The sequence below is a fragment of the Amycolatopsis pigmentata genome (assembly GCF_042684065.1).
Lineage (GTDB): Bacteria > Actinomycetota > Actinomycetes > Mycobacteriales > Pseudonocardiaceae > Amycolatopsis_E > Amycolatopsis_E pigmentata.
The window spans coordinates 590,622-609,412 of record NZ_JBHUKR010000011.1; the positions used below are offsets into that span (position 1 = coordinate 590,622).

At 69.0% G+C, this 18,791-nt stretch carries 19 protein-coding genes; 16 read left to right on the forward strand and 3 right to left on the reverse strand.

Translation table 11 applies throughout. The features are described 5' to 3' along the window. Positions 1-16: 16 nt before the first annotated feature. A complete protein-coding gene (locus tag ACFSXZ_RS24885; protein WP_378267547.1) occupies positions 17-970 on the reverse strand; it encodes a 2-hydroxyacid dehydrogenase in 954 nt (317 codons plus the stop codon). Between the two features lie 80 nt (positions 971-1,050). Here ACFSXZ_RS24885 and ACFSXZ_RS24890 point away from each other — a divergent pair, with 80 nt between their 5' ends. The 11 genes from ACFSXZ_RS24890 (at position 1,051) to ACFSXZ_RS24940 (ending at position 10,483) form a co-directional block, all read left to right on the forward strand. After that, a complete protein-coding gene (locus ACFSXZ_RS24890; protein WP_378267548.1) occupies positions 1,051-1,908 on the forward strand; it encodes a CoA transferase subunit A in 858 nt (285 codons plus the stop codon). Next, the gene (locus ACFSXZ_RS24895; protein WP_378267549.1) at positions 1,905-2,783 is read left to right on the forward strand and encodes a CoA-transferase subunit beta; all 879 of its coding nucleotides are present in this window, start codon (positions 1,905-1,907) and stop codon (positions 2,781-2,783) included. Before ACFSXZ_RS24890 ends, ACFSXZ_RS24895 begins: the two co-directional genes overlap by 4 nt. Then, positions 2,780-3,958, forward strand: coding sequence for a thiolase family protein (locus ACFSXZ_RS24900; protein WP_378267550.1), 1,179 nt, complete (start codon positions 2,780-2,782; stop codon positions 3,956-3,958). The genes ACFSXZ_RS24895 and ACFSXZ_RS24900 overlap by 4 nt, the downstream gene beginning before the upstream one ends. A gap of 106 nt (positions 3,959-4,064) precedes the next feature. After that, the gene (pcaH, locus tag ACFSXZ_RS24905; protein ID WP_378267551.1) at positions 4,065-4,805 is read left to right on the forward strand and encodes a protocatechuate 3,4-dioxygenase subunit beta; all 741 of its coding nucleotides are present in this window, start codon (positions 4,065-4,067) and stop codon (positions 4,803-4,805) included. Further along, on the forward strand, positions 4,802-5,347 hold the full coding sequence (gene pcaG / locus ACFSXZ_RS24910; protein ID WP_378267552.1) for a protocatechuate 3,4-dioxygenase subunit alpha: 546 nt from the start codon (positions 4,802-4,804) through the stop codon (positions 5,345-5,347). The genes pcaH and pcaG overlap by 4 nt, the downstream gene beginning before the upstream one ends. Before the next feature lie 10 nt (positions 5,348-5,357). Continuing rightward, a complete protein-coding gene (gene pcaB / locus ACFSXZ_RS24915; protein WP_378267553.1) occupies positions 5,358-6,686 on the forward strand; it encodes a 3-carboxy-cis,cis-muconate cycloisomerase in 1,329 nt (442 codons plus the stop codon). 2 nt (positions 6,687-6,688) lie between these two features. Continuing rightward, positions 6,689-7,459, forward strand: coding sequence for a 3-oxoadipate enol-lactonase (gene pcaD, locus ACFSXZ_RS24920; RefSeq protein ID WP_378267612.1), 771 nt, complete (start codon positions 6,689-6,691; stop codon positions 7,457-7,459). 162 nt (positions 7,460-7,621) lie between these two features. Beyond that, the gene (gene pcaC / locus ACFSXZ_RS24925) at positions 7,622-8,011 is read left to right on the forward strand and encodes a 4-carboxymuconolactone decarboxylase (protein ID WP_378267554.1); all 390 of its coding nucleotides are present in this window, start codon (positions 7,622-7,624) and stop codon (positions 8,009-8,011) included. A 56-nt stretch (positions 8,012-8,067) separates the two neighbouring features. After that, the gene (locus ACFSXZ_RS24930) at positions 8,068-8,859 is read left to right on the forward strand and encodes an IclR family transcriptional regulator (protein WP_378267555.1); all 792 of its coding nucleotides are present in this window, start codon (positions 8,068-8,070) and stop codon (positions 8,857-8,859) included. After that, entirely contained in the window at positions 8,852-9,436 is a 585-nt protein-coding gene (locus ACFSXZ_RS24935) for a nucleotidyltransferase family protein (protein ID WP_378267556.1), read from the forward strand. The genes ACFSXZ_RS24930 and ACFSXZ_RS24935 overlap by 8 nt, the downstream gene beginning before the upstream one ends. A 180-nt stretch (positions 9,437-9,616) precedes the next feature. Beyond that, the gene (locus tag ACFSXZ_RS24940; RefSeq protein ID WP_378267557.1) at positions 9,617-10,483 is read left to right on the forward strand and encodes an AAA family ATPase; all 867 of its coding nucleotides are present in this window, start codon (positions 9,617-9,619) and stop codon (positions 10,481-10,483) included. Positions 10,484-10,492: 9 nt separating this feature from the next. Here ACFSXZ_RS24940 and ACFSXZ_RS24945 read toward each other — a convergent pair whose 3' ends face one another. Continuing rightward, positions 10,493-11,119: a TetR/AcrR family transcriptional regulator gene (locus tag ACFSXZ_RS24945; protein WP_378267558.1), complete on the reverse strand. Its 627-nt coding sequence runs from the start codon at positions 11,117-11,119 to the stop codon at positions 10,493-10,495. 62 nt (positions 11,120-11,181) lie between these two features. Between ACFSXZ_RS24945 and ACFSXZ_RS24950 the strand changes: the two genes are divergently transcribed. The 3 genes from ACFSXZ_RS24950 to ACFSXZ_RS24960 are packed head-to-tail and all read left to right on the forward strand — an operon-like array spanning position 11,182 to position 14,988. After that, the gene (locus ACFSXZ_RS24950; RefSeq protein ID WP_378267559.1) at positions 11,182-12,735 is read left to right on the forward strand and encodes an FAD-dependent monooxygenase; all 1,554 of its coding nucleotides are present in this window, start codon (positions 11,182-11,184) and stop codon (positions 12,733-12,735) included. A 35-nt stretch (positions 12,736-12,770) separates the two neighbouring features. After that, on the forward strand, positions 12,771-13,883 hold the full coding sequence (locus ACFSXZ_RS24955) for a vWA domain-containing protein (protein WP_378267560.1): 1,113 nt from the start codon (positions 12,771-12,773) through the stop codon (positions 13,881-13,883). Continuing rightward, positions 13,876-14,988, forward strand: a complete 1,113-nt coding sequence (locus tag ACFSXZ_RS24960; protein WP_378267561.1) for an XdhC family protein — start codon at positions 13,876-13,878, stop codon at positions 14,986-14,988. Before ACFSXZ_RS24955 ends, ACFSXZ_RS24960 begins: the two co-directional genes overlap by 8 nt. A 56-nt stretch (positions 14,989-15,044) precedes the next feature. Here ACFSXZ_RS24960 and ACFSXZ_RS24965 read toward each other — a convergent pair whose 3' ends face one another. Continuing rightward, complete coding sequence (locus ACFSXZ_RS24965) at positions 15,045-15,617, reverse strand: TetR/AcrR family transcriptional regulator (protein WP_378267562.1); 573 nt, start codon at positions 15,615-15,617, stop codon at positions 15,045-15,047. 59 nt (positions 15,618-15,676) lie between these two features. Here ACFSXZ_RS24965 and ACFSXZ_RS24970 point away from each other — a divergent pair, with 59 nt between their 5' ends. Both ACFSXZ_RS24970 and lanKC read left to right on the forward strand, forming a co-directional pair. After that, positions 15,677-16,030, forward strand: a complete 354-nt coding sequence (locus ACFSXZ_RS24970) for a VOC family protein (RefSeq protein WP_378267563.1) — start codon at positions 15,677-15,679, stop codon at positions 16,028-16,030. A gap of 402 nt (positions 16,031-16,432) precedes the next feature. Further along, the coding region (gene lanKC, locus ACFSXZ_RS24975) for a class III lanthionine synthetase LanKC (protein ID WP_378267564.1) at positions 16,433-18,791 on the forward strand (2,359 nt) is incomplete at its 3' end.

Consider the following 18,791-nt stretch of genomic DNA (forward strand, 5'->3'; position numbering starts at 1 on the left):
AGTACTGCCGTACCACTTATTGGCGTACCGGATTTGGCGGAACTTCACCGCCGAGCACGGCCGCGACGTTCCGGGCGGCCAGCTGGGCCATCGCGGTGCGGGTCTCCACCGTCGCCGAGCCCAGGTGCGGGGTCAGCACCACGGTGTCCAGTTCCAGCAGCCGCGGCTCGACCTCGGGTTCGCGCTCGAACACGTCGAGCGCGGCACCCGCGATCTCGCCGCGGGTCAGCGCGTCGGCGAGCGCGCCTTCGTCGACGACGGGTCCGCGCGTGGTGTTCACCAGTACCGCGCTCGGCTTCATCGCCGACAGGGCGGCCGAGTCGATCAAATGTCGCGTCTCGGGCGTCAAAGGGCAGTGCAGCGACACGACGTCCGCTGTGGTGAGCAACTCCTCCTGCGCGACGAACCGGGCGCCGAGCTCCGCTTCCGCCGCCGAACGTGACCGTCCACTGTAGACGATCTGCATGCCGAAAGCCTTGGCGCGCCACGCCATGGCCTGGCCGATCTGACCGAGGCCGATGATGCCCAGCGTCTTGCCCCGCAAGCCCGAGCCGAGCATGAAGCCGAGGTGGAACGACCATGGCCGCCGCGCCCGCAGCAACCGGTCGCCCTCGGCGATCCGGCGAGTCAGCGCGAGCAGCAGCCCGAAGGCCAGATCCGCGGTCGCGTCGGTGAGCACGCCCGGCGTGTTGGTCACCAGGACGCCTCGCTCGGCGAGTGCGGCCACGTCGACGTTGTCGTAGCCGACCGCCACGTTGGCGACCACGCACAGCCCGGGCCCCGCCGCGTCGGCCACCGAACCGTCGATGCGGTCGTGGATCATGCTCACGATCGCCGCCGCGCCGTCGACCGCTTCGGCCAGTTCGCCCGGTTCGAGGGCGCGGTCGGCATCCGACATCCACACTTCGCCCGCCTGACGCAGGGTTTCCACAGCCGCTTCCGGTATCCGCCTGGTGACCACGATCCGCATGGGCACACCTTGCACCATCGGGGGCGGAACACGTAAGTTCATATGGAGAACTTGTGTTCGACATGCGAACGGATGTTGGTATGGCCGAGATAATGTCGCTCCGCGACGCCGTCGCGAGTCTGGTGCACGACGGCGACACCGTCGCTCTCGAAGGGTTCACCCATCTGATCCCCCACGCCGCGGGGCAGGAGATCATCCGTCAGAGGCGCCGAGATCTCACGCTGGTGCGGATGACCCCGGACGTCATCTACGACCAGCTCATCGGCGCGGGTTGCGCGCGCAAGCTGATCTTTTCCTGGGGCGGAAACCCCGGCGTCGGCTCGCTGCACCGGTTCCGTGACGCGGTGCAGAACTCCTGGCCGGCACCGTTGGAGATCGAGGAGCACAGTCACGCCGGGATGGCGAATCGCTATGTGGCGGGCGCCTCGGGCCTGCCGTTCGCGGTGCTGCGCGGCTACACCGGCACCGACCTGCCCCGGCACACCGACACGATCAAGCCGATCACCTGCCCCTTCACCGGAGAACGCCTGACCGCGGTCCCGGCGCTCAACCCGGATGTCGCCGTCGTCCACGCACAACGTGCCGACCGGGCCGGCAACGTGCAGATCTGGGGACTGGTGGGAGTGCAGAAGGAGGCCGTGCTGTCGGCCAAGCGAAGCCTGGTCACGGTGGAGGAGATCGTCGACGAGCTGACCCCCGTGCCCGGCGGGATGGTGCTGCCCGCCTGGGCCGTCACCGCGGTCGCGGAGGTGCCACGCGGCGCGCATCCTTCCTACGCGCAGGGCTACTACGAGCGCGACAACGAGTATTACGAATATTGGGATTCCGTTGGGCGGGACAGGGACTCGTTCCAGCGCTGGCTCGACGAGAAGGTGTTCTCACAGCGCACCGACACCCACCCTGACGCTCGCCTGGACACCGCGGAGGGAGCGCGATGACCGCGACATCGACCGAGCCGGAAGCGACGTACACCGCCGACGAGATGATGTCGATCGCGGCCGCCCGCGCGCTGGGCGACGGGCAACGCTGCTTCGTCGGGATCGGGCTGCCCTCCACCGCCGCCAACCTCGCCCGCCGCACGCACGCGCCCGGTCTGGTGCTCATCTACGAATCCGGGACGCTCGGTTCGAAACCCGGCAGGCTGCCCGCCTCCATCGGTGACGGCATCCTCGCCGAAACCGCGGACGCGGTGATCAGCGTGCCCGAGGTGTTCAACTACTGGCTCCAGCCCGGCCGTATCGACGTCGGCTTCCTCGGCGCGGCGCAGCTCGACAAGTTCGCCAACATCAACACGACGGTCGTGGGCCCCGACTACGACCGGCCCAAGGTACGGCTTCCCGGCGCCGGTGGCGCGCCGGAGATCGCCGCCTCCTGTCACGAGGTCTTCGTGGTGGTCCGGCAGAGCAAGCGCAGCTTCGTCGAGCAGGTCGACTTCGTCACCTCGTTCGGCCACGGCCGCGGCAAGGGCGAGCGGGAGAAGCTGGGCCTGCGGGGTGCCGGTCCCACGTTGGTGATCACCGATCTCGGCGTGTTCCGGCCGGACCCGGACACCGCCGAACTGGTGCTTTCCCAGATCCATCCGGGGGTCGAGGTCGAGCAGGTGCGCGCGGCGACCGGCTGGGACCTCAAGGTTTCCCCGGAGCTGTCCCGCACCCCCGCCCCCACGGAAACCGAGCTGAAAACCCTGCGTGAGTTGAAGGCGGCGACTGCGTCATCCGTTACCAATCCGACGGCAGCCACGGCGGAAACGGATGTCGACAAGCGGGAAGGCCGCGGACCGTATCCGCCTACTTCGGATCGGATTGGTAAATGAACGAAGTTTTCGTACTCGACGCGCTCCGCACCCCGTTCGGCCGCTACGGCGGAAAGCTCTCCGGAGTCCGCCCGGACGACCTCGCCGCACACGTGCTGCGGGAACTGGCCGCCCGCACCGGTCTCGATCCGTCCACTGTGGACGAAGTCGTGCTCGGCGACGCGAACCAGGCCGGTGAGGACAACCGCAACGTGGCCCGCATGGCCGCGCTGCTCGCCGGGTGGCCCACGACGGTGCCCGGCAGCACGGTCAACCGCCTGTGCGGGTCGGGTCTGGACGCGGCCATGCAGGCCAGCCGGTCCATCGCGGTGGGCGACGCTTCTCTGGTCGTCACCGGCGGGGTGGAGTCCATGAGCCGCGCCCCCATGATCCTGCTCAAGCCGGAGAAGGCGTTCGCGGCAGGCAACCAGACCCTGCATTCGAGCACGCTGGGCTGGCGGATGGTCAACCCCGAAATGCCGGACCAGTGGACGATCTCGCTCGGGGAAAGCACCGAGCGTCTGGCCGATCGGTACGGCATCACCCGCGAGGCGCAGGACGAGTTCGCCCTGAGCAGCCACCTCAACGCGGCGAAGGCCTGGGACGAAGGGTTCTACGACGACCTCGTCGTGCCGGTGCCCGGTACCGACCTGACCCGCGACGAGGGCATCCGGGCTGAGTCCACAATAGACAAACTGGCGAAGCTCAAGCCCGCGTTCCGCGCCGAGGGCGGCACGGTGACCGCGGGCAACGCCTCGCCGCTCAACGACGGAGCCTCCGCGGTGCTGCTCGGCGACCGGAAGGCCGCCGACCGCCTCGGCCGGACACCGCTGGCCCGGATCGCCGGGCGCGGCGCGGCCGGGGTGGATCCGGACATCTTCGGCATCGGGCCGGTGCGCGCGGCGGAGATCGCGCTGGAGCGGGCCGGGATCGGGTGGGAAGACCTCGCCGCGGTCGAACTGAACGAGGCGTTCGCCGCGCAGTCGCTGGCCTGCCTGGCCGAATGGCGGAAACTCGATCCGGCGATCGTCAACGTCCACGGCGGCGCGATCGCCATCGGTCACCCGCTCGGCGCCTCCGGGGGCCGCATCCTCGGCACCCTCGCCCACGACCTGCGCCGCCGCGGTGGCGGCTGGGGACTCGCGGCGATCTGCATCGGGGTCGGGCAAGGCCTCGCGGTCGTCCTCGAGGCATGAGAAACGGGCGTAGAGAAACGCGCGACCGGCACCGTGCTGGGAGCGACCAGAGGCACTGAGCGCGGTTCAAGCCCGCCGGCGTATGAGGCAAGAGAAAGGACAGGCTATGGCAGCACCGACCAGCGACCGGCTGATCCTGCCGCGCTACCGGCGGGACCCGGAGGGCACCCACCCCCCGCTGAACTCGCCCGGCTACGGTTCCACCTCTCTGCGGCACCCCAAGGAGCCGCTCGTGCTGCTGCCACAGCAGTTGACCGAGGTGACCGGCCCGCTGCTGGGCCCGGGGAGGGTCGGTGAACTCGACAACGACCTGACCCGCCAGCACGAAGGAGAGCCGGTAGGCCAGCGCATAGTCGTGCACGGCAGGTTGCTCGACGGCGATGGCAGGCCCATTCGCGACTCGCTCGTGGAAATCTGGCAGGCCAACGCCTCCGGCCGTTACCGGCACATCGGCGACCAGTGGCCGGGCACGTTGGATCCGAACTTCACCGGGCTGGGCCGCGCGGTCACCGACGCCGAAGGGCGCTACGAGTTCACCACGATCAAGCCCGGCGCCTACCCGTGGCGCAACCACGACAACGCCTGGCGGCCGGCGCACATCCACTTCTCCGTGTTCGGCACCGCGTTCACGCAGCGGCTGATCACCCAGATGTACTTCCCGGACGACCCGCTGTTCTTCCAGGACCCGATCTTCAACTCGGTGCCCGACGAGAAGGCGCGGCAGCGGATGATCTCGCGCTACGACCACAGCCGCACCACCGACCACTGGGCGCTCGGTTTCGAGTTCGACATCGTGGTCAGGGGTCGTGAGGCCTCCGTTTTCGAAGAGGAAGAGGACGACGAGTGACGACGCCATCCCAGACTGTCGGACCCTATCTGGCGATCGGCCTGCCCTGGGAGGACGGGCCGACGGTGGTGCCCGAAGGCACGCCGGGCGCGGTGTGGATCCGCGGCACGGTGACCGACGGCGCGGGCGATCCGATTCCGGACGCGATGATCGAGACCTGGCAGGCGGACACGGCGGGCCGGTTCGACCATCCCGACGATCCCCGTGGCCGGGTCGCCGGGTTCCGTGGCTTCGGCCGCTGCGCGACGGATCCCGAGGGCCGGTACGCCATCCTGACCATGCTCCCCGGCGCGGTTCCCGGTAACGACGGCAAGAAGCAGGCCCCGCACATCGACGTTTCGGTGTTCGCGCGTGGTCTGCTGGACCGGGTCGTGACCAGGATCTATTTCCCGGAGAACGCCGAGGCGAACGCGGCGGACGGGGTGCTCGGCTCGGTGCCGGGAGATCGTCGTGACACGTTGATCGCCACCCGGACCGACGACGGTTACCGCTTCGACGTGCGTCTCCAAGGCGAGGGCGAGACCGTTTTCTTCGACGTGTAGGGATTCTCCGGTGTCCGAGCTCTTCGATCCGATTCTCGCGGCGGGTGCCGTTCGGGACGCGGTCGGCGACGCCGCCTGGCTGCGCGCGTTGCTGGACGCGGAAGCGGCACTCGCCCTGGCGGAAGCCGACGCCGGAGTGATTCCGCGCGAGCATGCCGAGCGGATCGCGCGGGTGTGCCGGGAGGAATCGTTCGACGCGGCCGAGATCGGCGCGAAGTCGGTCGGCGTGGGCAACCCCGCCGCGCCCCTGGTCCGGGAGATCACCGCCCGGACCGGTGGCGAGGCCGCCCGCTACGTCCACTTCGGAGCGACCAGTCAGGACATCGTGGACACCGCGGCGATGCTGCTCGCCAGGCGGGCGCTCGAACCGTTGACCGAGGATCTCGATGCCTGCGCCGCCCACGCGGCCGAGTTGGCTCGCACGCACGCTTCGACCGTCCAAGCCGGACGGACGTTGCTCCAGCAGGCCTTGCCGGTGACGTTCGGGTTCACCGCGGCCGGCTGGCTGTCGGGCCTGGACGCGGCGGCCGCGAGACTGCGTTCCCCCCGTCTGGCGGCACAGCTCGGCGGGGCGACCGGCACGCTCGCCTCTCTCGGCGAACAAGGGCCCGCCGTGCTCACCGCGTTCAGTAAGCGGCTGGGCCTGCCCGAACCGGACCTGCCGTGGCACACCGAGCGCAGCCGGATCGCCGAACTCGCCGGAGCCCTCGGTGAAACCAGCGGCATCGTCGACGGTGTCTCGGGCACCATCGTCCTGCTCGCGCAGACCGAGGTCGCCGAGGTGCACGAGGAGGCCGAAGGCGCCGGAGGTTCGTCCACCATGCCGCACAAGCGAAATCCCGTGGCCGCGGTGGCCGCGCGCGCGGCGGCGCGGCAGGCGCCCGGGCTCGTGGCCACGTTGCTGGCTTCGATGGCGCACGAGCACCAGCGCGCGGCCGCGGCCTGGCACGCCGAGTGGCGCCCGTTCACGGAGTTGTTCCGCTGCACCGGTTCGGCGGTCCACTGGTTGCGCGCCAGCCTCGAACGGCTCGTCGTCGATCCGGACCGGATGCGCGTCAACCTGGACGCGACCGGTGGAGCGCTGTTGTCCGAGCGGGTCACCACGGCACTGGCGCCGGACGTGGGCAGGCTCGCGGCGCACGACGCGGTGGCCGCCTGCACCAGGCGCGCGCTCACGGGCGAGGCCGACCTGGCCGAGTTGCTGGCCGATGATCCGCTGGTGGGCAAGCATCTCGGTCTCGAACAAATCCGTGAGCTGCTCGATCCGGCTCGCTATCTGGGCAGCGCGATGGTGTTCGTCGAGCGCGCCCTTACCGCTTACGAGAAGAAGGAGACGTGAGCGTGGACGTCCACCATGTGATCGAAGGTCGCGACGATGGTGACGTCGTCGTGCTCTCCAACTCGCTCGGCAGCAGCCTGGCCATGTGGGATCCACAGGTGAAACCGTTGGTGGACAACGGTTTCCGTGTCGTCCGTTACGACACGCGCGGCCACGGCGGGTCCCGCGTCCCGCGCGGCCCGTACACGCTGGACGAACTGGCCGGTGACGTGGTGGCGCTGCTGGACCTGCTGGACGTGCCATCGGCGCATTTCGTCGGCCTTTCGCTCGGTGGCATGACCGGGATGTGGCTCGGGATCTACGCTTCCGACCGGTTGCGGAGCCTGACGTTGTGCTGCACGTCGGCCCGGCCGGGCAACCGGCGGATGTGGTTGGACCGGGCGGCGAAGGTGCGGGCCGAGGGCATGAACGAGGTCGCCGACGGCAGCGTCACCCGGTGGTTCACGCAGGCCTGGCGCGACGCGAATCCCGAAGCCGCCGCGCGGATGCGGGAGATGACCGCGACCACCCCGGCCGAGGGCTATGCCTCGTGCTGCGAGGTCCTGGCCGACGTCGACCTCGTCGATGACTTGTCCGGAGTATGGGTGCCGACCCTGGTCATCTCGGGCGCCGACGACCCGGCACTGCCTGCCGACCACGGCAGGCTCATCGCCGAGCACCTTCCGGCGGCGCGATTCGAACTCGTCGGCCATGCCGCGCATCTCGGCAGTTTCGAGCAGCCCGAGCGCTTCAACGAACTGATCATCGACCATCTCAAAGGCACTCAGGATTGAGGTGAGGTGTGTGATCAAAGGTGAGTGGGCACACGCGCCGTCCGAAGGTAGCCGATCTCGGGGGCAGGGCTCCCGAGCCGTGAACTGTAAGGCTGGGCACACGGGCGAGCCCTCGCCACGAGATCGGCTGGGCGCGTAGAAGGACAGGAGTCGAGCGGCGAAATGAGCGACGACGTATTCGAAGCGGGGATGGTGGTACGGCGCGAGGTGCTCGGGGACGAGCACGTCGATCGTGCCGTCGCGAACACCACGGCGTTCACCGAACGCTTCCAGGACTACATCACCCGGGCGGCGTGGGGTTCGATCTGGACCAGGGACGAACTCGACCGCAGGACGCGAAGCTGCGTCACGCTGGCCGTGCTGACCGCGCTGCGGTGCGAAAACGAGATCGCGATGCACGTCCGCGCGGCGCTCCGCAACGGACTCACCGCGGACGAGATCGGCGAGGTGCTGCTGCACACCGCGGTCTACGCCGGGGTTCCGTCGGCCAATGCCGCCTTCGCCATCGCGCAGAAGACACTGGCCGAGTTGGACGAACCGTCGGCACAGTGAGAAAGGGCGATGCCATGCCGGGCACGGTCTCGACGCGTCACGACTACCGTTAGCTCATGGACGAACCGCGCGGTGCCCACCACGTGCAGTCGCTGGAGCGCGGCCTCGCGGTGATCCGGGCGTTCGGCGCCCGCTCACCCGAACTGACCCTGTCCGATGTGGCCCGCGCGACCGGCCTCACCAGGGCGGCCGCCCGGCGGTTCCTGCTCACCCTGGTAGATCTCGGCTATGTCCGCACGGACGGGAAGCTCTTCTCGCTCACGGCGAGGGTGCTGGAACTGGGCTACGCCTTCCTGTCGAGCATGACGCTGCCCGAGGTCGCGCAGCCGCACCTGGAGCGGCTTTCCGCGGAGGCGGGCGAGTCGAGTTCGGTTTCGGTACTCGACGGCACGGACATCGTCTACGTCGCGCGGGTCGCGGTGTCGCGCATCATGACCGTGTCCATCAACGTCGGCACCCGGTTCCCGGCCCACGCCACCTCGATGGGCCATGTGCTGCTGGCCGGTTCGGACCCCGAAGAGCTCGAGACGTACCTGGGCCGGGCCGGACTGGACAGGCTCACCTCCCACACCCTGACCACGCCCGCGGCGCTGAAGGCCGAGCTGGCGAAGGTCCGCGAACAGGGGTGGGCGCTGGTGGATCAGGAACTGGAGGAGGGGCTGCGCTCGGTGGCCGCCCCGATCCGCGACCGCAACGGCAGAGTCGTGGCGGCGGTGAACCTCTCGACCCACGCGAGCCGCACCTCGCGCGAGCAGGTGAAAAAGGAAATGGTGCCGCCGTTGCTGGCCGCTGCGAAGCGCATCGAAGCGGATCTCGTTCCCGCCCCGGCGCGGGTGCGCCGTGGCTGACCCGGAAACGCCCGGCCGGTGTGCCGGACTGTTGCTCGCGGCCGGCGCGGGCAGGCGGTTCGGGCGTCCCAAGGCCTTGGTCGAGTTGCACGGGGAACCGTTGCTACTGCGCGCTTTGCGGGTGCTGGCCGACGGCGGGTGCGATCCGCTCCACGTGGTCCTCGGCGCGCGGGCCGAGGAGGCACGCGCGCTGCTGCCCGATCCGTCGATCGCGGTGGAGGCGCCGGACTGGGCGACCGGCATGGGCGCGTCGCTGCGAACGGGACTGCGGTCGCTTTCCGGGGATGCCGATGCCGTCCTCGTCCACCTGGTCGACCTGCCCGGGATCGGTGCCGAAGTGATCGCGCGGTTGCGAGCGCTGGCCACGCCCGACATCGTGGCGCGTGCGTGCTACGACGGCGTGCCCGGGCATCCCGTGCTCTTCGGACGCCGCTGGTGGACCGGGATCGCGGACAGCGCGCGCGGCGATCGCGGTGCCCGGGACTGGCTCGCCGGCCGCCCGGACCTGCTCCTGGTCGACTGCTCCGACCTCGGCAGCGGCGCCGACGTCGACACCCCCTCCGATCTGACACCGTAGGCTGGTTTCTTGTGGACCAGTCTTCAAACCGTAAGGTAGCTGCTTAATGACTACTCGAACGCGCCGCCCGAAGGTACCCGATCTTGGGGGTAGGGCTCTTGCCGGCCGACTGGACGGTGTGTGCGGAGTGAGAGCCCTGGCCACAAGATCGGGTGGGCGCGTTCAAGGAAAAATACTGTGATGGTGAATTCTCCGGAAGAGCTCGCGAAGACGCTGGAGCGCGTCGGTTATCTCGCTGACGAAGGTGTGGCCACGGCGGCGTTCCTCGCGCTGCGCATGCGACGGCCGCTGTTCTGCGAGGGCGAGCCCGGTACCGGGAAGACCTCGCTGGCGGTGTCGCTCGCCGAATCGCTGGAGCTGCCGCTGATCCGGTTGCAGTGTCACGAGGGCATCGACGCCGCGCAGGCACTCTACGAATGGGATTTCCCGCGTCAGCTCCTCCACCTGCGCGCGCTCGAAGCGGGTAGCGAAAACCTCGATGTCGACGCCGCCGAACAGTCCCTCTACACCGAACGGTTCCTGCTGGCGCGGCCGTTGCTGCGCGCGCTGAAGGCGTCGCCCTGTGTGTTGCTGGTCGACGAAATCGACCGTGCGGACGACGAGTTCGAGGCGTTCCTGCTGCAACTGCTCGACGAAAACGCGGTGAGCATCCCGGAGTTCGGCGAGGTGCGGGCCGAACAGCCGCCGCTGGTGATCCTGACCTCCAACCGCACCCGCGAGGTGCACGACGCCCTCAAGCGCCGCTGCCTCTACCACTGGCTCGAACATCCCGATCTGGCCAGGGAAGTGGCGATCCTGCGCCGCCGCCTGCCCGGTATCGGCGACCGCCTCGCGACCCAGGTCGCCGGCGCGGTCCGCCGCCTGCGGGAGCTGGAGTTGCTCAAGCCGCCCGGAGTCGCGGAGTCGCTGGACTGGGCACAGGCCCTGATCGCGCTCGACCGTGACGAACTGGACGCCGAGACGGCCGCACGCACGCTGGGCGCCGTCCTCAAGTACAGCGAGGACATGGACCGCGTCCGCGCCAAACTGGACGCCCTCCTGTCCTGAACACCTTCTTCACGAAACGCTGAGATTCCCGAGGCCTTGTTCGAGTAGATCGAAGGCCCGGTCGATGACGCCCACCTGGTCCCGGCGCACCTCGTCGGCGTCGTCGCCGTCGAGGATGCGGTTGACGGCATGCTCGAAGATCGTGTTGAGCGTCGCGGTGAGCAAGGCCGAGACCATGGCGGCGCGCTCCCGGTCGCCGATTTCCGCCGCCAGCACGCCGGTGAGCATGTCGCGGGTCTCGCGTTCCTGCTCGTAGGTGCGGGTCACCAGCGCCCGGCTCGACTTCAGGATGAGCCAGAACCCGCGCGCCCCTTCGATCGCGCCGGACAGCGGATGCCGCGCGGCCAGCAGTTCGTGCTGGTGGCGGCGCATCGCGGCGACCACCGATTCACCTGCGGGCCGTTCGCGGACGACCTGTTCCAGCTCCCGGAGCCGGTCCGCGTGCCGGTCGAGGAACAGGTCTTCCTTGCGCGGGAAGTAGTTGAACACCGTCATCTTCGACACGCCCGCGGCCTCGGCGATTTCGGCCACGGTCACGTTGTCGAAGCCCCGCTGGACGAACATCCCCGTCGCCACGTCGGCGATCATCCGCCGGGTCGCTTGCTTCTTCCGCTCGCGAAGACCCTCTCGCACCATGCGAGGATCTTATACCCGGCAAAAAGATAGACCGAGTCAAAGTTTCGTGCCATCATCGCGGCATGGACACGGATGTGGTGATCTCCGGGGGCGGACCTGTCGGCTTGATGCTGGCCTGTGAGTTGCGCCTGACCGGGGTGAAGGTGCTGGTCTTCGAGCGACTGACCGCGATCGACCCGACGATCAAGGCAGGCTCGGTCAACCTGCCCACGGCCGAGGCGTTGTACCGGCGCGGTCTGCTGCCGGTGCTGGCCGAACAGCAGCGCCAGGCGTTCGAACGGATGAAGGATTTCTTCCGGCAACGGCCCGACGAGGCGCAAGCCGGCCCGAAATCCGGCCCGAAAGCCATCGCGCCGATCGGGCACTTCGCCGGGATCATGGTCGGTTCGGACAAGGTCGACAGGGAGGACCTCGCTTTCCGCGATCCCGGGCCCGCGGCCGCGGTCATGGTGGTCGGGCAGCAGGCTGTCGAAGAGGCGCTCGGAGCCCGCGCGGCGGAACTCGGGGTCGAAATCCACCGTGGTGTGGAGGTGACCGGATTCCAAGCGGACTCCGAGGCCGTGACGGTGCACGCGGGGGACCGGCGAGTGCGTGCCAAGTGGCTGGTCGGCTGTGACGGGGGACGCAGCCTCGTGCGCAAGCTCGCGGGTTTCGAATTTCCGGGCATGGGCCCGGAAATCACCGGGCGGCAGGCACTCGTGGAGCTCGAAGGCGGCGAGCTTCTCTCTCCCGGCTGGAACCGCACGGAGACCGGAATCTACGTGCACGGCCCGGTTCCGGGGCGGATTCTCACCGTGGAGTTCGACGGTCCGCCCGAGGACCGGGAAACCCCGGTCACCGCCGAAGAACTCCAGGCGAGCCTGCGCCGGGTGTCCGGAATGGACGTCACCGTGCGGAAAGTGCTGACCGCGACCAGGTTCACCGACAACACGCGGCAGGCCACGACCTACCGCAAGGGACGGGTGTTGCTGGCGGGGGACGCCGCTCACGTCCACTCCCCGTTCGGCGGGCAGGGGCTGAATCTCGGCATCGGGGACGCGGTCAACCTCGGGTGGAAGCTGGCCGCGACGATCCAGGGCTGGGCCCCCGAAGGACTTCTCGACAGCTACACCCACGAGCGGCACCCGATCGGCGAGTGGGTGCTGGAGTGGACGCGCGCGCAGGTGGCGCTGATGCGCCCGGACCCGAGGACCCGCGCGTTGCGCCACGTCGTCGGTGATCTGCTGGGCACCGGGGACGGCGCCACCTACCTCGCGAAGAAGCTCTCGGGAGTGCTGCACCGGTATCCCATCGACGGCGAGCACGACCTGATCGGCCGCGGCGCGCCCGACTTCGAGTTCGCCGACGGCACGCGGTTCGGGGAGCGGGTCCAGGACGGGCGGCCGGTACTGCTGAATCCCGCCGATGACGCGGATCTCCGCGCGCTCGCGCGAGGCTGGAGGGACCGGATCGCCGTGCTGGCAACGAAAATCCCCGGCTGGCCCGCACTGACGGGGGTGCTGGTCCGTCCGGACGGGCATGTGGCGTGGGCCCGCGAGGACGGGCGGACCGACGGTCTGGAAGCCGCTCTCACCACCTGGTTCGGGCCTCCTTCGAAGGAGGCCGGAAGAGAGTAGGGCGGTCGCGCGTTGGAACCTGGGGGAAGAATGGAGTGGTGACAACGTCCGATCCGCTGACCGGCCTGGTGGGCTTCGCGACCGCGCTGCGCGAAGCCGGGCTACCGTGCGGTCCGCAGCGGGTGCAGGCCTACCTCGACGCGGTCGAGCGAGTGGATCTCGCCGACACGGGGCAGCTGTACTGGGCCGGGCGTGTCACCCTCTGTGCCGATCCTGACGACCTTCCGCGCTATGACGACGCGTTCGCGCAGTGGTTCGCCGCGGCGCCGCCGGAACCCAGACCGGCGACCATCCGCCGTGAACAGCGGGCCCGAGCGGCCGCGATGGCCGAAGAACGGGCGAACGCCGGCGAGTCCGGGGCCGGATCCGAGGAACTGCGGGTCGCCGCGACGGACGTGGAGGTGCTGCGGCACCGCGATCTGTCCGAGCTGAGCACGGCCGAACGCCGGCATCTGCGGGAACTTCTCGCCGTGCTGCGGCCCGAACTGCCGGCCAGGCGGTCGCAACGGCAGCGGCCCGCGCGGCGCGGTTCGCTCGACCCGGACCGCACCTTGCGCGCGATGCTGGCGGGCGGCGGCGAGCCGGTTCGCCTGGCACACCGCACCCGGTCGCGCCGGCGTCGCAAGGTGGTGCTGCTGATCGACGTCTCCGGCTCGATGAGCCCGTACGCCGACTCGCTGCTCCGGTTCGCGCATGTGGTTGTGCGGCGGTCTCCGGCCGACGTCGAGGTGTTCACGCTGGGCACCCGGCTCACTCGCGTCTCCCGCCAGTTGCGGCAGCGTGACCCGGAACGGGCGATGCTGGCGGCCGGGCAGGCGGTCGCCGACTTCGCCGGGGGCACCCGCCTGGGTGAGACGCTGCGCGTGTTCCTCGACCGCTGGGGCCAGCGCGGGGTCGCGCGGCGCGCGGTCGTGACGATCTTTTCCGACGGCTGGGAGCGGGGCGATCCCAGCCTGCTCGCCGAGCAACTCGCCCGGATGCGCCGGCTGGCGCACGCGGTGTTCTGGGTGAACCCGCACGCGGGACACGACGGTTACGCCCCGGTGCAGTCGGGCATCGCCGCGGCGCTCCCGCACCTCGATCGCTTGCTGGCCGGGCACAGTCTGGCCACCCTGGAACGACTGCTGGTGGAGATACGCGATGCGTGACGTACTGGACGAGATTTACAAGCGGTGGGCCAATGGCGAGCAGGTCGCCTTGGGCACGGTCGTGTCGACGTTTTCGTCCGCGCCACGGGCGCCGGGGGCGGCGATGCTCGTCGCCGCGGACGGCGAGGTGGTCGGCAGCGTGTCCGGCGGGTGTGTCGAAGGCGCCGTCTACGAACTGGGCCAAGAGGTCATGGCGGACGGCAAGCCAGTGCTCCAGCGCTACGGCGTGAGTGACGACGACGCGTTCGCGGTCGGCCTCACCTGCGGCGGGATCATCGACATCTACGTCGAGCGGGTGGACCGGCAGTCCCTTCCGGAACTCGAGGAAATCACCGAATCCGTCCACAAAGAACAACCGGTGGCGGTGGCCACCGTGGTGGAGCACGAGGATCCGGCACGGCTCGGGCGGCACATGGTGATCTGGCCCGACCGTACCTCGGGCACACTCGGCAGCGATCGTATCGACGACGCCGTGGCCGACGACGCCCGCGGGCTGCTCGCCTCGGGCCGGACCGGGACGCTGCACTACGGCCTCGAAGGCGAGCGCCGCGGCGAAGGCATGTCGGTGTTCGTGAACTCGTTCGAGCCCCCGCCCCGGATGCTGGTCTTCGGCGCGATCGACTTCGCCGCCGCGATGGCGCGCATGGGTTCCTACCTCGGTTACCGGGTCACGGTGTGTGACGCGCGGCCGGTGTTCGCCACGGCGAGCCGGTTCCCCGACGCCGACGAGGTGGTGGTCGACTGGCCGCACCGGTACCTGAAGGCCGAAGCCGAGGCAGGCCGGATCGACCGCCGCACCGCGGTCGCGGTGCTCACCCACGACCCGAAGTTCGACGTGCCGCTCCTGGAGGTCGCGCTGCGGCTGGACATCGGATACATCGGCGCGATGGGCTCCCGGCGCACCCACGACGACAGGCTGGACCGGCTGCGCGCCGAAGGCGTCACCGAGGAGGAACTGGCGCGGCTGGCCTCACCGATCGGTCTGGATCTCGGTGCCCGGACCCCGGAGGAAACGGCGGTATCGATCGCGGCCGAGATCATCGCCCTGCGGTGGGGCGGCGGCGGTCAGCGCCTCAGCGAACGCCCCGGCCGCATCCACGGCTGAGCCCCCGGCGGTGAACAAGAACCTCGGCGATATCGGCTCGACATCACTGACCGGCCTCATTGCCTGACGTTGAGGGAGTCCAGTTCGCGTCGGAGGCGCGTCGGGTCCTGAGGTCGTATCTGTTGCTGCACAAGGGTTCCCAGAAGCCAGGAAAGCAGCGTGTGGGCCATGGCGGCAGGGTCGTCGACCGGCAGGCGCGCGGCCAGTTCGGCGAGGAGGGCGCGCATGTCCTCCAGCGTGACCGCGATGGCCTCGGCCGATCGCCTGCGGCCGGTGTCGATCCAGTATTCGAACCACAGGAACGCGGCGTTGGGCTGGTCGGCGAACGTGGCCAGGTAGGTGCGCACGACCGCCCACAGCTTTTCGGCGGGCTCGGACTCGGCGTCGGCGGCCCGGCGTAGCTCGGCCACCATCGCCGTCACGTGTTCGCGCATCGCGAGGTCGACGATCTGGTGGATGTCGTCGAAGTAGTAGTGCACGGCACTCTTGGTGAGCGGACTCGCGTCGGCGACCGCGCGCGCGGTGCATCCCGCGAGCCCGTCGCGGGCCAGGACCGTCTTGGCGGCGTCGATGATCTGTTGCCGCTTGCCGCGCCGGTTGTTGTCGATCACAGGTCTGGTCCTCGTCACCCCTGGGAATCTACCGCCCCGGTTGCCAAGATGGGACACGTGTCCTAAAGTCAGGACGCATGTCCCAGAAATTTGTGTTCCACGACGTCCGGACCGCCGACCTGTCCGCATCGCGCCGCTTCTACGCCGAGTTGTTCGGCTGGGCGATCACCGAGACCCCTGCCGGGCCGATGCTGGGTGGCGCGGACGGGGTCTGGGGCGGGTTCACTCCGCTGGCCGAAGGCGACCCTCGGCGCCCACAGTGGATTCCCTACGTTCCGGTCGCCGACGTGGACTCCTCGGCCCGGCACGCGGTCGAACTGGGGGCACGCATCGTCAAGCCGCGCACCGACCTGCCTCCGGGTTCGGTGGTGGTCGTCGAGGAGCCCGGCGGCGCCACGCTGGCGCTTTGGCAGCCGGCCGACCGGAAGTGACACACATTCGCGCCGCGGTCTCTTCCGGGGATTCGCATGAAATTTTCAACTGGGGTGCGTGACTGCCGGTCGCGCGCCTGAAATGCGCCATTTGCCGGTAGGGGAAGTGCCCGCTGCCCGATCGGGCAGCGGGCGATCTGACATTCGGAGCATCGAAGCCGGTGCGTCGGTCCGCCGGTTCCCTGCATTCTTGTGTCGGGAATGTTCCGGCGTCTAAGGTGGTGGACCTGCCGCTGGACCAGTAATTCCAACGAGGTCGCACTTCCGGTGACCCGCCAGCCGGTTGTATCGGTCTGCTGTCGTGGAACCCAAAGTCGGGCCAAGGAAAGGGTTGCCGTGGTTGACGCGCGCTATGAAGCCTATTGTGTGGCGGATCCGACCTTTTACGACAATCCGCGGCGAATGACCGTCGAGAAGCTTGCCGCGACCGGAAAGCCGGGTTTCGCGATCGCGAAAAGAACGGTGCCTGAAGGGTGGCGCAGTCACGCGAATGGCGAGTGGGTGATGCTGGCACCGGACCATGCGCGGACTCCAGCCCAAGGGTGGAAGGTGCATGTCTCCGCCTGCTTGGACAACGCCGACGAGGTTCTCGAATCGGTCTGGGACTACTGTCTGGCGGCCGCGCTGCCTTTCAAATACCTGGCCGGTCGACAAGTTTTTTTCCTGCGTAACAGCAAATACGCCAACCGCGGTGGCAGCGGCAAGCTGGTCACGATCTATCCCGCCGACGACGTGCGGTTCAAGTCGGTGCTGGAGGAGCTGGACGCGATCATCGGCGGTCAGCCGGGGCCCTACGTGCTCAGCGATCTCCGGTGGAACGACGGTCCCCTGTACGTGCGTTACGGGGGCTTCGCCCCTCGGTTTCGTACCACGCCCGGCGGCGACCGGGAGCCGGTGATCGAAGCCCCGGACGAAACGCTGGTTCCCGACCGGCGCGACCCGGTGTTCACCGTTCCCCCGTGGGTCGATGTCCCGGGTTTCCTGGAGCCGGCACTGGCCGCGCGGAACGCGGTCACCCTCGAAGGCGTCCCCTATGTTCCCGAACAGGCGCTGCATTTCTCCAACGGTGGCGGCGTTTACCTGGCCAGGAGTGAGAAGACCGGCGAAAAAGTGGTGTTGAAGGAGGCGCGGCCGCACGCCGGCCTGGCACCGGACGGATCGGACGCCGTCGCGCGATTGCGCCGGGAACGGGACGTTCTCAGGAGCCTCGAAGGCGCGCCGGGCGTCCCGGGATATGTCGGCTACTTCACGGTCGCCGATCACGAGTTCCTGGTGGAGGAATTCATCGAAGGGCAACCGTTGTCCACCGCGATGCGGAATCGGAATCCGTTGATGCGCGACGAGATGAGCCCGCAACGCGCCCGTGACTACGCTTCCTGGGCACTCCGGGTATGTGCCGCCGTCGAAAGTACGGTGACCGAGATCCACGCGCGGGGATTCGTCGTCGGCGACCTCCATTCGGCCAACATTCTGGTCGCCGACAGCGGCGAGGCCACGATCATCGACTTCGAAGTGGCCGCTCCTGTGGCGGAGAACCGCAGATCGAGTATGGGCAACCCTGGCTTCGTGTCCCGTGAACCGCTGTTCGGACCCGCGATCGACCGCTACGCGCTGGCTTGCCTGCGGTTGTTCTCATTCCTGCCACTCACTCCGCTGTTGCTCCAGGATGCCGGCAGGGCACGTCTGTTCGCCGAGCAGATCAGCGCGTATTTTCCGGTGCCCGCCGACTTCCTCGACGAGGCCGTTGCCACGATCATCGCACCGGCACAGGACTCCACCACCGGCACGGCCGCATCAGTGCGGGCGCGCGAGCCCTCCTTGCCGATGGCGCACTGGCAGGAGTTGACCTCGTCCTGGGAAGACCTTCGCCGGTCGATGAGCAGGGCGATCGTCTCCAGCGCCACTCCCGATCGGGACGACCGTCTCTTCCCGGGCGATATCCAGCAATTCACCATTCCGGACGGTGGGCTTGGCATGGCCTACGGTGCCGCGGGAGTCCTCTACGCGCTTTCGGCTACCGGCACGACGATCCAGGCCGACCACGAGGAGTGGCTCGTGCGCCGGGCGGACCACACCGCCAACGACATCCGGCCGGGCTTCTACGACGGCCTGCACGGCCTCGCCTTCGTGCTCGATCACCTCGGCCACCACGCCACCGCCGCGAACATCATCGACCGCTGCCTGTCCCTGAACGTCGACACGGTCGGACAGGACCTCTTCGGCGGCCTGGCCGGCATCGGGCTCAACCTCGCGCACCTGGCCACCCGCACCGGTGATTCCGCACTGCGCCAAGCCGCTGTCCGCGTCACCCGTGTCGCCGCCGACAGGCTCGCTGCCGACGGCGACGCACCCACCCATCCGTTCGGCTTGATGCGCGGTGCCTGCGGCCCTGGGCTGTTGTTCATCCGCATGGCCGAGCACACGTCGGAGACCGGATACCTCGACCTCGCGGCCGCGGCGCTCGAGCGCGACCTGCGGGCGTGCCTGACCAGCACCTCAGCGGGATGGGCGCTGCGCGAGCCGACTCCACGCGCCGACTTCGCCGACGGCATGGCAGGCCTCGCGACCGTCCTGCGCTGCTATCTCGCCCATCGCGAGAACGACCGGTTCGCCGACGCCGTCGAGACCATCACCCGCGCCGTGAGTTCGGAATACACCTCGCACGCCGGGCTGTTCACCGGACGCGCCGGCGTCATCGCTGCCCTAGTACTGCAACGGCACTTAGGTGAGTGGGTATCCGCGTCTTTTGTAGTGGCTGAGC